The organism is Sediminibacillus albus (assembly GCF_900101125.1).
GTDB classification, from domain to species: Bacteria; Bacillota; Bacilli; order Bacillales; family Amphibacillaceae; genus Sediminibacillus; species Sediminibacillus albus.
Genome location: NZ_FNFL01000002.1, coordinates 507890 through 521213 on the forward strand (window position 1 = coordinate 507890; position 13324 = coordinate 521213).

The 13324-nt window shown below is 40.0% G+C and carries 16 protein-coding genes and 1 riboswitch; of the genes, 12 read left to right on the forward strand and 4 right to left on the reverse strand.

All coding sequences use genetic code 11. The features are described from left to right. Positions 1-91 precede the first annotated feature (91 nt). From BLR93_RS08485 to BLR93_RS08500, 4 genes are all read left to right on the forward strand, one after another. Positions 92-355: a hypothetical protein gene (locus tag BLR93_RS08485; RefSeq protein WP_093213235.1), complete on the forward strand. Its 264-nt coding sequence runs from the start codon at positions 92-94 to the stop codon at positions 353-355. 45 nt (positions 356-400) lie between these two features. Beyond that, positions 401-637: a YozQ family protein gene (locus BLR93_RS08490; RefSeq protein WP_093213237.1), complete on the forward strand. Its 237-nt coding sequence runs from the start codon at positions 401-403 to the stop codon at positions 635-637. Between the two features lie 26 nt (positions 638-663). Next, the gene (locus tag BLR93_RS08495; protein WP_093213239.1) at positions 664-921 is read left to right on the forward strand and encodes an alpha/beta-type small acid-soluble spore protein; all 258 of its coding nucleotides are present in this window, start codon (positions 664-666) and stop codon (positions 919-921) included. A gap of 73 nt (positions 922-994) precedes the next feature. Then, a complete protein-coding gene (locus BLR93_RS08500; RefSeq protein WP_093213241.1) occupies positions 995-1234 on the forward strand; it encodes a hypothetical protein in 240 nt (79 codons plus the stop codon). A 343-nt stretch (positions 1235-1577) separates the two neighbouring features. Here the strand turns inward: BLR93_RS08500 and BLR93_RS08505 are convergent, their stop codons facing one another. From BLR93_RS08505 to BLR93_RS08520, 4 genes are all read right to left on the reverse strand, one after another. Further along, the gene (locus BLR93_RS08505; RefSeq protein WP_093213243.1) at positions 1578-2006 is read right to left on the reverse strand and encodes a BrxA/BrxB family bacilliredoxin; all 429 of its coding nucleotides are present in this window, start codon (positions 2004-2006) and stop codon (positions 1578-1580) included. A gap of 21 nt (positions 2007-2027) precedes the next feature. Then, positions 2028-3173 (reverse strand): conserved virulence factor C family protein, encoded by a 1146-nt coding sequence (locus BLR93_RS08510; protein ID WP_093213245.1) that lies wholly within the window; start codon positions 3171-3173, stop codon positions 2028-2030. 169 nt (positions 3174-3342) lie between these two features. Beyond that, a complete protein-coding gene (gene pabB / locus BLR93_RS08515) occupies positions 3343-5082 on the reverse strand; it encodes an aminodeoxychorismate synthase component I (protein ID WP_093213247.1) in 1740 nt (579 codons plus the stop codon). Next, entirely contained in the window at positions 5057-5683 is a 627-nt protein-coding gene (locus tag BLR93_RS08520) for an anthranilate synthase component II (protein WP_093213249.1), read from the reverse strand. Before BLR93_RS08520 ends, pabB begins: the two co-directional genes overlap by 26 nt. A 170-nt stretch (positions 5684-5853) precedes the next feature. On the opposite strand from BLR93_RS08520, the gene BLR93_RS08525 reads away from it, so the two are divergent. From BLR93_RS08525 to BLR93_RS08560, 8 genes are all read left to right on the forward strand, one after another. Beyond that, complete coding sequence (locus BLR93_RS08525; protein WP_093213251.1) at positions 5854-6102, forward strand: glutaredoxin domain-containing protein; 249 nt, start codon at positions 5854-5856, stop codon at positions 6100-6102. Between the two features lie 265 nt (positions 6103-6367). Continuing rightward, the gene (locus BLR93_RS08530) at positions 6368-7318 is read left to right on the forward strand and encodes an ABC transporter permease (RefSeq protein WP_093213253.1); all 951 of its coding nucleotides are present in this window, start codon (positions 6368-6370) and stop codon (positions 7316-7318) included. Then, entirely contained in the window at positions 7311-8261 is a 951-nt protein-coding gene (locus BLR93_RS08535; protein WP_093213255.1) for an iron chelate uptake ABC transporter family permease subunit, read from the forward strand. Before BLR93_RS08530 ends, BLR93_RS08535 begins: the two co-directional genes overlap by 8 nt. Further along, positions 8255-9013, forward strand: a complete 759-nt coding sequence (locus BLR93_RS08540) for an iron ABC transporter ATP-binding protein (RefSeq protein WP_093213257.1) — start codon at positions 8255-8257, stop codon at positions 9011-9013. The genes BLR93_RS08535 and BLR93_RS08540 overlap by 7 nt, the downstream gene beginning before the upstream one ends. 211 nt (positions 9014-9224) lie before the next feature. Next, the gene (locus BLR93_RS08545; protein ID WP_093213260.1) at positions 9225-10187 is read left to right on the forward strand and encodes a siderophore ABC transporter substrate-binding protein; all 963 of its coding nucleotides are present in this window, start codon (positions 9225-9227) and stop codon (positions 10185-10187) included. A gap of 163 nt (positions 10188-10350) precedes the next feature. Further along, positions 10351-10436, forward strand: a riboswitch (cyclic di-GMP riboswitch). Positions 10437-10609: 173 nt separating this feature from the next. Further along, positions 10610-11008 carry a chemotaxis protein CheX gene (locus BLR93_RS08550; RefSeq protein WP_093213262.1) on the forward strand — a complete coding sequence of 133 codons (399 nt, stop codon included), beginning with the start codon at positions 10610-10612 and terminating at the stop codon, positions 11006-11008. A gap of 3 nt (positions 11009-11011) precedes the next feature. Continuing rightward, positions 11012-11470 (forward strand): chemotaxis protein CheW, encoded by a 459-nt coding sequence (locus tag BLR93_RS08555; protein WP_093213264.1) that lies wholly within the window; start codon positions 11012-11014, stop codon positions 11468-11470. A gap of 104 nt (positions 11471-11574) precedes the next feature. After that, the gene (locus BLR93_RS08560) at positions 11575-13269 is read left to right on the forward strand and encodes a methyl-accepting chemotaxis protein (RefSeq protein WP_093213266.1); all 1695 of its coding nucleotides are present in this window, start codon (positions 11575-11577) and stop codon (positions 13267-13269) included. Positions 13270-13324 lie beyond the last annotated feature (55 nt).

Sequence of the window (13324 nt, forward strand, 5' to 3'; positions counted from 1 at the left end):
TTTTTTTATGAGTGCTTTTCTATAAAAAGCATGAAATTATTAGAACTGTTTATACTAAAAAAAGAAAATCAAGCTTAAAGGGGCTGCTATAGTGAATAGCTTTGATGGAGTTTTATTCAGCGGCGAGTTTTCCGAAGACGAAGAATTGTTTTATCTTCGGCGAGTGAAAAATTTGCAAACGCAGTCGATTCTTTCTAATCGGCAGCTTCACCAGCTGCAAGATTATTTAGCCAAGCAGCATAGCCAGCAAGAGGGCTGTACAATTACTGTAAATGACCAAATACCAGTTTTGCTTGCTCAGGAAGAAGCGGAGCAGTTATTAACCGAGCTGGCCAGTATAATAGACCGTATGTAAAATAACATAAGGATTCATACCGGCATAGGAAAAGGAGGCATACTGATGGATAAAAATAAAAAAGTATCAAACAAGGATGCAGAAAAAGTTGCAGAAAAAATGTACGACCCTTCAGATTATCAGAAAGATGATCAATTAGCACAGGGACTTTCGATCACGCATGAACAGGCTTCGGATAACTATACTGAAGGAACTATTGAAGGTGAAATCGACCAGGTAGGACAAGACGGGAACCTTGTCAGTCATAAGGGCAAAAACAAATCGAATAATAAAATTAAGTAACATAGTTGAGAAAGAAGGAGCAGAAAATGGCAAGGAGAAATAAAATATTGGTCCCTGAGGCAAGGGAAGGTTTGGATAAATTAAAGGCAAAAGTAACGAAGGCTAATGATCCGTCAGAGGCGAAATTCGAATCTGCAGAAGAACAGGGAATACAATTGAATCAAGGCTATAACGGAAATATCAAGGCAAAGGACGCTGGCAGGATCGGCGGTAAAATTGGCGGTAGTATGGTTAAAGAAATGATCGAAATGGCCAAAAAACAAATGCGGGATAAAGACAAATAATGAGAAAAATAAGAGAGTGTTTAATTATCTTCTTTTCGGGTTAAGGGATAACTAAAGGAAGGTGAGAGAAGCTATGGCAAGGTTGAGATTGAATGATTTGACAGTCGGGGAAAATTATTCAGCCCAAGCGCTTGATAGCTTTGTTTCTACTACCGATGTTGTGTTAGTTTCCACTAATGAAGAACAACTTTTTACTGATCCAGACAGGGAATATAAGGTCACCCAGCAGTTAAGTGGCTTTTTTGAGCATTCTTCAGAGAATGGGGAGAAATATTTTCGAAATAAGACCACCTACTTGGTGGAAAAAATCTAATCGTTAAAATAAACAGGCAGTGCCAATCATTCATTACGAGTGGCACTGCCTGTTCTGTGGTTTCTTTCAGATAAGATTTTTATGCTGATCAGTCGCTTTCGCTTTTCTTATGTCCAGCTCCAAGCGCCTAGCGTCTAGTGAACTTCCTGTACCTTCGTCCGATAAGTCAACATTATCGCTGTCGCTCTGTGTTTCCTTTTCACTTTGCCAGTGCGAGTCTTAAAATGGACCAAAGTATAATCAAAACTACGCTTGTCGCTTGTTATAAGCGACAAACTAGTTTTAATAATCTCCTGTGGTATAGTCCAGTTCATGCGACGCTGATCAGTCGCTTTCGCTTTTCTTAACAATATTGGTTGTAGGCTTTGGTTAGGTTGGTTACGATTTCTTCGACTTCATGGTCTTCAATTTCTTCCCTCGGAATAAAGTGTAATACTTTTCCATTTTTTAAAAGGGCCATGGATGGGGAAGATGGTTCAATACCGGTGAAATGTTCACGCATCCGGGCAGTAGCTTCACGGTCCTGGCCAGCAAATACTGTTACAAGATTGTCAGGTGTTTTGCCGTTTTCCAGGGACTCCCGAACAGCGGGCCGAGCCAGCCCTGCTGCACATCCGCAAACTGAATTAACAACGACTAAAGAAGTACCATCAGCAGAATTGATAAACTGATCTACTTCTTCAGGAGAGGTCAGCTCATTAAAACCGGCCTCTGTTAATTCATTTCTCATTGGCTGTGAAATTTCCTTCATATATTGTTCATAAGCATTCATTGGTTTTCCTCCTAGAATTGGTTAGTTCTTTGTTGCTTCTGTCATTTGGCTCCATACAGAACCTTTTGCTTCCTGCCCGCCTTCGATTCTTTCTAATGCCAGTTTCACTTGCATCTTTACTTCAAATTCCGGATCATTACTAGCTTCTTTCAAAGCTGGAATTGCTGTTTCATCGCCAACTTCATATAAAAACATCGCAGCACGCCAGCGGACGAGGCGATTGGAATCCTTCAGCGCGGCAATCATTTCTGGCATTGCCTCCTTAAATCCTAGATCAGAAAGACAGTCGCCAGCAGTTCTTCTAACAGTTACTACTTTATCTTTTAAGGCTTTATATAAATAAGGAAGTACTTCCTTGTCCTCAATCATGCCTAAATATGCTGTAGCGAGCCGGCGTATCGACGCCTTATCATCGTTAAGCGCTTTGTCGAGGAAAGGAAGATCGATTAATTCTGGATCTCCCATCCGGTCCAGTGCAGCATAACGTACTTTCCAATCTTTATGATCAAGAATGTCCATACTAGGGCGTTTTTTCTTTAAGCCTGCTGCTTCTTCACTCGAACCTGTTTCTTCGTTTAACGCCATCTTCACCAGTTGCTGCAATCTTTGTTTGTCATAACTGGCTGATAACTCTTCCACAATTACTGTACCGATTTCTTCCAGTGTTCCATATCGAGGGCTTTGTTCTATCCACTTCCGTTCCATCACAAAATTAGTGGATGCGGCAGACGCCTCCATCACAGCATCCATAAAGTTTTCGGGCAAGCCGAATCGCTTTTCTTCGTTTCCATCGTCCAGTTTGACCTGCATGGGCAGACCTCGGAATGTTTGAACAAACACTTTTACCTCACCAAAAGATTCCGTGTCAGGCGATATAGAAGCCGGATCTGGAGTATTGCTTAGGCCGGTTTCTCCGAATGCTTTTCTTACCTCAGGTAAAATGGTTTCCCATGCGATACGCGGATTTCTTTCCAATGCTATAAAGTCAGCTACCCGGTAAATGCCCTTGACACCATCTATTTTAAATAAATTCTGAATGAATAAAGGAGCGGTATCTAGATTGTCTCCCTGTTTATAGTTACTATTTTGTCCGTCAGGTAATTCCTCATCTAGGTTTATTTTCATGGAGTGTGGACTGGGAGTAGGTTCAATTGATACTATTTTCACTTGGATTCCCCCTTTTTGCCATTGTTACAGCGATTTTATCAGACTTTCCCATGAGAATCCATTACTTAGCTGTTATGCGAACAAGGGTGAAATGTGTAATTGACAATGATAATCTTTCTAAGCGATTCTCATTACCTGCTCGAATCAATCCGCAGGTCAAGTAATTTTGTTAGATTAATTCAACTTTCAACCAGCCTCTAACACTATTGATGAACCAAACAGCATCATATTCGTGCAATTCATGCTTATATAAAGTCCTGGTTTCTATTCGGTTCTGATCAAGAAGGTACTGCCTGAATGTCCCGGGTAGTAAACCGGATGACACGGGAGGCGTGAATAACTTTCCTTCCTTTTCTACTACAAGATTTCCCAATGTAAATTCAGTCAGCTCTTCGTTTTGATTCCACATCAAAACGGAAAGGGTCTGAGCAGGGCTTGTTTTATGTTGTGTTTCGTAAATCTGTCTGTGTGTAGTCTTATGGAATAGGAACGGGTCATTTTTGTCGATTGGAGAGGACGCGAGGGTGCACCTTACTGGCTCTGACTTCCGGTAAACCTTTTCTGCCTCAATCGAAATCTCTCCATTCTTTTTGACTACTAGCCGTACTTTATACGTGCCGTTTGCATAAAGCATCGCAAGTTCACCAAGTTTTTGCTTGATTGCCTCGATATTTATTCTAAATTGAAAGTAATTTCCTGATTCTTTGATTCTATCTAAATGATAAGACAATATTGGGTAGTATCCATTCTCTAATTTTATGGATTCCAGCAAGTGAAATTCCGGACGCCGTTCTGATAAAAGCTGAGCTTTCGTATGCAGCTCCCGGAATTCTCCTACGGGCGTGGAATCCCAGGTTATACCTCCACCGACACCATAAGTTGCTGTTTCCTTTTCTGAATCAATAAAGACAGTCCGGATAGGGACATTGAAAATAGCGTTTCGCTCAGGGGTGATGTAACCAATGGCACCACAATAAACTTCTCTTGGTGACTGTTCGAGTAAAGATATATAGCGCATTGTACTAATCTTCGGAGCCCCTGTGATCGATCCACAAGGAAACAAAGCTTGAAACCAATCCCAAATCGTTATATCATCAACTAAATCAGCTTCGATTGTCGATGTCAGTTGATGGACAGTCGGATAGGTTTCTGCCTCGAAAAGGCGGGTCACTTTGACACTGCCTGGCTTGGCAATCCGGCCGATATCATTTCTAAGCAAATCAACGATCATCAAATTTTCAGCCTGCTCTTTTTCTGATGTCAGCAGGTTTTTTAGATTCTTTTGATCTTCCTCCGTAAACCTTCCTCTCGGTGCAGTTCCTTTCATCGGTTTTGCTGTGATTTTCTGGTTATGCACCTTAAAGAACAATTCAGGAGAAGCAGACAGAATTCTGTATTTGCCCAGATGAAGATAAGCACTATAGCTGGACTGTTGATTCCTGGTTAATTGCCGATAAAATGAAAAATCACTGCCTTTAAACTGTCCTTGCAGACGTTCGGTATAGTTAACCTGGTAAGTATGCCCCTCCTCAATTGCATGTTTTATTTCCTCTATGCCTTGTTGATAATCTTCTTCTGAAGCAGTTAATTTCCAATTAGAAATAGAATAATCTTTATTTGCCTTTTTTTCCTCCCCAGGCGGAATTGGTTGGGTGAATATTCCAAACCATATAAGTGGAAGTGCTGATGTATGGTGGACCTCCATTTCAGAATGGAAAGCGGGGGCTGCTTCATAAGAAAGATAACCTGCAGCATAAAAACCGGCTCGTATGGCTTTATCAATTTCTTTGATGATTTCGGGTACTTCTTCCAGCTTGTCCGTTTGCAATATTTTTACCGGTGACGTAAATGCTAAGGGATGCTGATCCTGCCCCTCTGTAAACTCAAATAGCAGGTATGGATCGATCATTTGCTGTTCCTCCTAATGGACGTTGGTAGAATCTAATTGCCTGCTGATAACTATTTTTCATCATATGGAATCCTTCTGCAGTCAATACAGACTCGGGATGAAATTGGATGCCTGTGACAGGCCAATCCCGATGTGTAATTCCCATAATTGCCCCATCTTCAGAACGGGCAGTCACTATCAAGCAGTCAGGAATGGATGCTTCATCAGCTATTAGAGAATGATAACGGGTAACTTGGGCAGGATTAGTTATTCCGTCAAATATCCCTTGCTTATCGTGCATAACAGCAGAAACTTTACCATGTGTCGGTCTCATTGCTTTAACGATATTCCCGCCAAAGTATTCAATAATCGTTTGGTGCCCCAGACAAACACCAAGTATCGGCACGATATTGCTGAACTGTTCGAGAACTTGCCAGCTTAAGCTGGATTGGCAAGGACGGCCTGGTCCTGGTGACAGGACGATTAGATTGGGATTTAGCTGAGAAACAGTTTCCGCTGTGCCCTTGTCACATTGGATGACCTTCACAGCGGAATCGAGCTGCTTAAAGTATTGCACTAAATTGTATGTAAATGAATCATAATTATCGATGATTACAATCATTGAAAACCCCCCTCACATAATTGGAAGCTTCTCTTATTATACCTGCTCCTGCTGTTTTATGAAATCAATCATATTTTTGGAAGAAGACCCAAAAGCCGGGATTTTCTATTATAAGGCTTCATTTGATATAGTTAATAATGATAAGTTTTTGAAAGGAGGCTGAAAATACTATGGAGAGAAAAGTGGTCATCTATAGTCAGGAAACATGCAGTCCATGCCAGGCTGAGAAAGAGTGGCTGAAAAATAATAATGTTCAGTTTGAAGATAGAGATATCCGCACCCATTCGCAATATATGGATGAAGTAGTAGCTCTTGGCGCCAGTGCAACACCGGTGACGGTAATAACAGAAGAAGGCGGTTCGGAGGAGATAGTCATGGGCTTTGATAAAGAGAGACTATCGGTTTTATTAGGAATTTAATAGTATTTAGGGAGGTCCGTATCCTGTAATCAAGGAGAGGACCTCTTTTTTTTGCCAGGAAGCGGATAAAAAAAGGGGAATCAACTGCCTGTGGCTGTTAATATCTGCAGAAAAGAGGGACAAATTCTCTGCTTATTTCCCAATAGCCCGTTGACAGAAAAATTTTACATGTTAATATAAGGGTATCTAATTGATAATGAATCTCATTATTGATTAGAAGGAATAAAGAACTACGCTTGCAGTGGGAAAGAGATGGATTGCTTTTATGAAGAAATGGCATTTACTAGTCGCATTGATTGTGCTCTCTGTTACTTCGATTTTTATTGGTGTAACGGACCTGTCACCATCGAGTATTTTACATTTAAGTGAAGATCAGTTGCAGATCTTATTAGTTAGCAGAATTCCGCGTTTAGTTAGCATTATTATCGCTGGAATGGGAATGAGTATTTGCGGATTGATTATGCAGCAGCTAAGCAGGAACAAATTTGTATCGCCAACCACAGCAGGGACAATCGACTCTGCCCGTTTTGGGATACTAGTTTCCTTAATGTTTTTTTCAACTGCAGGGCCTTTGCAAAAGATGTTGGTTGCATTCTTCTTCGCCTTATTGGGAACATTCATTTTTATGAAAATTCTCGATAAAGTTAAATTCAAGGATGCTATTTTCATTCCGTTGGTTGGGTTGATGTTTGGCAATATTGTCAGCTCGATTACTACTTTTTTTGCTTATAAAGAAGATTTGATCCAAAATATGTCTTCATGGCTGCAGGGTAATTTCGCTTTGATTTTGCAAGGCAGGTACGAATTGTTGTACATAAGTATTCCTTTGCTTGCTCTTGCTTATCTTTATGCAAATCGATTTACTATTGCGGGGATGGGAGAGGAGTTTTCCACCAATCTTGGCTTGAACCATAAGCTGGTTGTAAATATTGGACTGGTGATTGTTGCTTTGGTCACTACCGTTGTGGTGTTGACCGTTGGAATGATACCTTTTCTCGGCTTAATCATCCCCAATATCGTAACCATGTACCAAGGAGATAACCTAAAAAAAAGCCTTTCTCATACAGCGCTGCTTGGGGCAGTCTTTGTCCTGGCTTGTGACATCATTGGCAGAATTCTCATTTATCCTTATGAAATCGCCATTGGGGTGACAGTGGGAGTTATCGGCAGCGGGATATTTCTATACTTGGTGATGAGGAGAAAGGCGTATGAGTAATAGAATCAAATTAGTAATTCTTGCAGTCTTGTCCTTCCTATTAGTCGCAGCTTTTTTATTTTTCGATTTAGGAAGTAATTGGGGTTATATTCTTCCCAGAAGAGCAACCAAAATATTAGCGATTGTGTTAACCGGTTCGGTGATTGCCTTTTCAACGATTATATTCCAAACAATTACCAACAACCGGATATTGACGCCTAGCATCATAGGTCTTGACTCTTTATATTTACTGATTCAGACTTTTATCATTTTTGTGTTTGGCTCAAACAGCGCAATGGTTCTTAACAAAAATGTCAATTTTCTCATTTCGGTCGGTTTGATGGTCATCTTTGCCGGCATACTTTACAAGTTGCTCTTTAAAAGAAGCGATCAAAATATATACTTTTTACTATTAGTAGGATTAATTTTCGGTACGTTTTTTGGCAGTCTTTCTTCTTTTATGCAGGTATTGATAGACCCAAATGAATTTTTTATTGTTCAGAATAAAATGTTTGCCAGTTTTAATAACGTAAACACAGATTTGCTGACAATATCTTTTGTTCTCGTTTTGTTAGTTGCTGTATATTTTTGGCGGTTTACTAAATATTTGGATGTTATGGCATTAGGAAAAGAACAGGCGATCAATTTGGGAGTCGATTACAATTATGTTGTAAAAAGAATGCTGGTTATCATCGCTATTCTAGTATCTATCTCTACTGCATTGGTTGGTCCAATAACCTTTTTAGGATTGTTGGTCGCAAATGTCGCCCATGAGTTCTTGAAAACATACCGCCATAGATTTTTAATTGCTGGTTCTGTATTGATCAGCATTGTTGCCCTAGTGGGCGGTCAGTTGATTGTAGAGAGGATCTTTACCTTTTCCACTACACTGAGTGTTATCGTCAACTTTGTCGGCGGCGTTTACTTCATCTATCTTTTATTAAAGGAGAGTAAAGCATGGTAGTTGTAAAAGAAGTTACCAAACAGTATGGGACGAAAAATGTTGTAGACAATGTGTCTTTAACTATACCAAAAGGAAAAATTACTTCGTTTATTGGCCCTAACGGCGCAGGCAAAAGTACATTGTTATCTATGGTCAGCAGGCTGATAGCTAAAGACAATGGGGAAATATTGATAGATGATCAGGAAATAAGCGAAAGTAAAAGCAAAGAGCTCGCCAAAAAGATATCAATTTTGAAACAAGCCAATCATATCAACATCCGGTTGACCATCAAAGAACTAGTCAGCTTTGGCCGTTTTCCTTATTCACAGGGTAAATTAACTAATGAAGATAAACGATTTATCGATGAAGCAATAGCTTATATGGAATTGGAAGACATACAGGATAAGTTTCTAGATCAATTGAGCGGTGGACAGCAGCAGCGGGCATACATAGCGATGGTCATCGCCCAGGATACTGAATATATTCTGCTTGACGAACCGCTTAACAATTTAGATATGAAGCATTCTGTCCAAATCATGAAAGTCTTGCGCAGGCTTGTCAATGAGCTTGGTAAAACGGTTGTGATTGTGATCCATGATGTTAATTTCGCTTCCGTGTACTCTGATTATATTGTCGCTCTCAAAGACGGAAAAATCGTCAACAAAGGACCGACAAATGACATCATTAACAAATCGGTACTTAAAGAAGTTTATGATATGGACATCGAAATTCAAGACATTGACCAATGCAGGATTTGCCTCTATTTTTCTTAATTACTGTATTACTTAACGTTGATTTAAATATTGATAAGGGGGGGCAAGCGGATAGGCAGGACTTCCGGATAGCCTCTATGAAAAGATGGTGGGCCCAAAAAATAACCGTCTAGTCTTAGAAGCTGTCTTGGTAGATTGCCCAGTACCTGCTTACCGATTTTTTTCTCCTTATCCATTTAAATAAATATATTTTTTAAGGAGTGAATGGAACATGACAAAAAAATTAGCAATGCTAATTTCAGTGTTTATATTGGCAATAGTCACTGCTGCATGTGGAAGCAAGGATAATACTAGCGATGATGCGGCTGCTGCCTCAGAAGATACCGAGACAAACCAGGAAGAGATAACAATAACCCATGAGTTAGGAGAAACAGATGTCCCAGTTAATCCAGAAAAAGTTGTTGTATTTGATTTTGGAACGTTGGACACTTTAGAGAAATTAGGAGTAGAAGTGGCAGCGGTCCCTCAGGAAAACCTTCCATCATATTTAGCAAAATACGAGGACTCGGCATATGAAAATGTAGGAACCTTGTTCGAGCCCGATTTTGAGAAGTTAAGTGAGATGGAGCCGGATTTGATTATTATTTCCGGAAGAACATCAGAAGCTTATGATGAACTAAATGATTTAGCGCCTACCATTCATATGGGTGTTGACACCACAAGGTATATGGATTCTTTTAAAGAAAACGTCACTACTCTTGGTGAAATTTTCAGTAAAGAAACAGAAGTAGAGAATGAACTGGCCCACATCGAGGCCGATATCGAAGCGCTTCATGAAAAAGCTTCGGCCAGCGGAAAAAACAGCTTGGTCATTTTGACGAATGATGGCAGTATTAATGCATATGGCCCTGGTTCCCGTTTTGGCCTGATCCATGATGTATTTGGTTTTACTCCTGTCGATGAAAAAATTGAATCTTCTACACACGGGCAAAACATTGCCTATGAATATTTAGTTGAGAAAGACCCAGATTATCTCTTCGTAGTGGATAGGAACAAAGTAACCGGTGGTGAATATTCTGCCGAAAAAACATTAGAAAATGAGCTGGTTAAAAATACGAAGGCTTATAGTGAAGATAATATCGTTTATTTGAATCCGGATTATTGGTACCTTTCTGGAGGCGGATTAATTTCAGTGTCCGAGATGGTTAATGAAGTATCTGCAAGCATCGAATAATGGAAAAGCTACCAATGCATTCTATGCATTGGTAGCTTTTTTATTTGATGGATTTTAACTGGGAATTAAACAAATTATTTACTTTTTACGCAAAAATATGTTGAAGTTTGTCGAAAATATATTATAATTATTTATAACTACAACAAAATGCCTAGTAAAAACTAAATGATAATGGCAAACTTCTCGAAAGAGGAGGACGCAAAGCCTAGGGTCTAAAGCCGTACCGGTCATGATCGCCTGGTTGCCGATAGTCTTTTCTAGTAGAAAAAAATGGCTATTCTAATTGATAGAGTAGCCATTTTTTTAATAGTTAGAATTTTCAAACATAAAAGGAGGTGCTGAAAATCCTACAGAGTAAAGAGAATCTCATTGTTAAAGAGTTATACAACGAGACATTGAAGTCGATAAAAACGGTGATACCAATGGAACCGGATGTAGGTAAGGCTAGAGTCTTCCAGGATTCATTGACGGTTCCCTTCGGGGTATTGATTGAATTGACAGGAGATGTGCAAGGAACACTTGTCTTAAAAGGGGAAGAGGGTTTGTTCGGGTCAATCGGGGAAGCAATGTTCGGCATGCCATTGGATGGGGAAATGCTTCTTTCTTTTTCCGGAGAGCTTGGCAATATGATTGCTGGCAGTATTTCTACAAGTATTTATAGCAAGGGGTTCCAGACAGACATAAAGTCGCCAATGGTTACAGAAAAAGACGGCACTGTTATAGAGGATTTCCAGCAGGCTATCCAGGTGGAACTTACCTACCAATCGATCGGTGATATGGAAATTTTTTTACTGCTAAATAATAACAAAGTAGGTGGCTAAAAGATGGGAACTTTTAAAAAAATTATTGTTTTTCATTTGAACAACCAGGAATATGGGGCGGACGTAAGTCAAATTCTTTCCATTGAAAGAATTTCCGATATTGTCGAACTGCCAGATACACCGGCCTTCATCAATGGCATCATTCACTTGCGGGGGATGGTTATACCGGTTATTGATCTCAAAAAGCGACTGAAAATGGACAGACTTACTTACACAGACGAAACAAGAGTACTCATTGTTGAGATGGATAACCATCAAATCGGATTGGTTGTAGATAAGGCCACGGATGTTCTCGATATCAATGAAGACATAATAGAACCGGCTGGAAATTTTATCAGACAGGATTCCGATTACCTGCATGGAGTCGCTAAAATGGAGAATAGGCTTCTATTGCTGCTTGACTTAGAAAAGGTATTGAGCGGTGAGGAGACCAAACAAGTAAAAGAGGTTATCGCCGGCTGAATGGATATTTTAACGAGAGGGTGATGGTATAGCACTGAATCAGCGGACTTAAAAGTTGTTGTTCTCCGCGTAGTCAAGAGAATAATTAAAAAAGAGGTGCACAGATGAAATTAATTAATTTTAAAAGCTTGAAAACAAAAATACTGGCAGGATTTTCGATCGTTATTGGATTAGCACTTATACTCGGTATTTATAGTTATTTTTCATTAGATAAGGTTAACAAGGAAACAGAAGGTATTATTGATAAACAGCTGCCATTATTAATAGCAGACGAAAAGATGTCCTTTAATATAGCCGAAATGATAGCACTTACCCGAGGCTATGTCATATACGGTGATCCGGAGTACTTGGAAAAGTTTGATATGTATGCAAAAAGAATGGAAGAAGTAGAAGCGAAGGCTTTGGAACTGAGCGAAAGTGACGAGGTCAAAACACTTATCGAAAAAGGCGATGAATGGGAAACAACAGTGAGAGACCAGGTCTTTGCCGTATATCAAGCAGGCAATGAAGATCAGGCCATTTCCAATCTTTCTTTGCAAGTCAAACCATTGGCAGTAGAATTAATGGAAGGCTTTAGTGGGTTGGCAGAGGGACGCGAAGAAAAGATTGTTGCGGCAGGGGATCATCTGCTTGAGACTGGGAAAATCACCCAATATATCAGCGTTGCGATCGCTTTACTTGTCGTCATTCTGGGTATCGTGATTGCAATATTCACCGCAGGGATGATTACAAAACCGGTAAAAAGAGTAATGGAACGGATGAGCACGATTGCAGAAGGAGACTTAAGCAAAGAACCATTAGAGGTTCGTACGAGGGATGAAGTCGGGCAGCTAATCGTGGCTACCAACCAAATGAACGACAATATGCGCGAATTATTGGCAGAGATCAATACCGTTTCCGATTCAGTATCCGGACAAAGCGAAGAGCTTAGCCAATCGGCAAACGAGGTCAAACAAGGCAGCAATCAAGTAGCTACCACGATGGAGGAGTTGTCCTCTGGCTCTGAAACACAGGCAAATACTACTACAGATTTAGCTTCTTCCATGACAGGATTTACTGAAAAAATTAAAGAAGCAAATACCAATGGTGAAAGTATATATCAGTCGTCCAACAAAGTATTAGGGCTGACTCAAAAAGGAAGCCAGTTGATGAATTCTTCTATTGAACAAATGAGCAAGATTGATCAAATCGTTCAAGAGGCAGTAGGAAAAGTGAAAGGATTAGACCAGCAGTCGAAAGAAATTTCCAAGTTAGTTTCCGTCATCAAAGATATTGCAGAGCAAACGAATTTGCTGGCACTTAACGCAGCTATCGAGGCAGCCCGTGCCGGAGACCATGGAAAAGGTTTTGCTGTTGTAGCAGATGAAGTGAGAAAATTGGCAGAACAAGTTTCTCTATCAGTGACAGACATCACTGGAATTGTCGGCAGCATTCAAACGGAATCTGGTTCTGTAGCAGAAGCCTTACAGGTTGGTTATCAGGAAGTAGAAAGTGGTACAAACCAAATTAAGACGACTGGCAAAACCTTTGAAGATATTAATCTATCTGTGAATGAAATGGTTGATAGTGTTCAGGTTATCTCGGAGAACTTATCCAACATTACAGAAAGCAGTGAAGAAATGAGTCAATCCATTGAAGATATTGCTGCTGTCTCCGAGGAATCAGCAGCAGGCATTGAAGAAACCTCAGCATCTGTACAGCAAACAACCAGCTCCATGGAGGAAATTGCCGGTAGTTCAAATGAACTTTCCAAACTGGCAGAAAATCTCAACACCTTAATCGGGCGTTTTAAAGTATAAGAATAACAAAAGCGAGACCACTCATTTGAGCGGTCTCGCTTTTGTGGTTCAACTA

What these genes read in the sequence shown, in the direction of transcription:
- BLR93_RS08490 (WP_093213237.1), top strand. Translation starts at nt 401, where the DNA reads ATGGATAAAAATAAAAAAGTATCAAACAAGGATGCAGAAAAAGTTGCA.
- BLR93_RS08495 (WP_093213239.1), top strand. Translation starts at nt 664, where the DNA reads ATGGCAAGGAGAAATAAAATATTGGTCCCTGAGGCAAGGGAAGGTTTG.
- BLR93_RS08500 (WP_093213241.1), top strand. Translation starts at nt 995, where the DNA reads ATGGCAAGGTTGAGATTGAATGATTTGACAGTCGGGGAAAATTATTCA.
- BLR93_RS08505 (WP_093213243.1), bottom strand. Translation starts at nt 2,006, where the DNA reads ATGAATGCTTATGAACAATATATGAAGGAAATTTCACAGCCAATGAGA.
- pabB (WP_093213247.1), bottom strand. Translation starts at nt 5,082, where the DNA reads ATGATCGATCCATACCTGCTATTTGAGTTTACAGAGGGGCAGGATCAG.
- BLR93_RS08520 (WP_093213249.1), bottom strand. Translation starts at nt 5,683, where the DNA reads ATGATTGTAATCATCGATAATTATGATTCATTTACATACAATTTAGTG.
- BLR93_RS08525 (WP_093213251.1), top strand. Translation starts at nt 5,854, where the DNA reads ATGGAGAGAAAAGTGGTCATCTATAGTCAGGAAACATGCAGTCCATGC.
- BLR93_RS08530 (WP_093213253.1), top strand. Translation starts at nt 6,368, where the DNA reads ATGAAGAAATGGCATTTACTAGTCGCATTGATTGTGCTCTCTGTTACT.
- BLR93_RS08535 (WP_093213255.1), top strand. Translation starts at nt 7,311, where the DNA reads ATGAGTAATAGAATCAAATTAGTAATTCTTGCAGTCTTGTCCTTCCTA.
- BLR93_RS08540 (WP_093213257.1), top strand. Translation starts at nt 8,255, where the DNA reads ATGGTAGTTGTAAAAGAAGTTACCAAACAGTATGGGACGAAAAATGTT.
- BLR93_RS08545 (WP_093213260.1), top strand. Translation starts at nt 9,225, where the DNA reads ATGACAAAAAAATTAGCAATGCTAATTTCAGTGTTTATATTGGCAATA.
- BLR93_RS08550 (WP_093213262.1), top strand. Translation starts at nt 10,610, where the DNA reads ATGGAACCGGATGTAGGTAAGGCTAGAGTCTTCCAGGATTCATTGACG.
- BLR93_RS08555 (WP_093213264.1), top strand. Translation starts at nt 11,012, where the DNA reads ATGGGAACTTTTAAAAAAATTATTGTTTTTCATTTGAACAACCAGGAA.
- BLR93_RS08560 (WP_093213266.1), top strand. Translation starts at nt 11,575, where the DNA reads ATGAAATTAATTAATTTTAAAAGCTTGAAAACAAAAATACTGGCAGGA.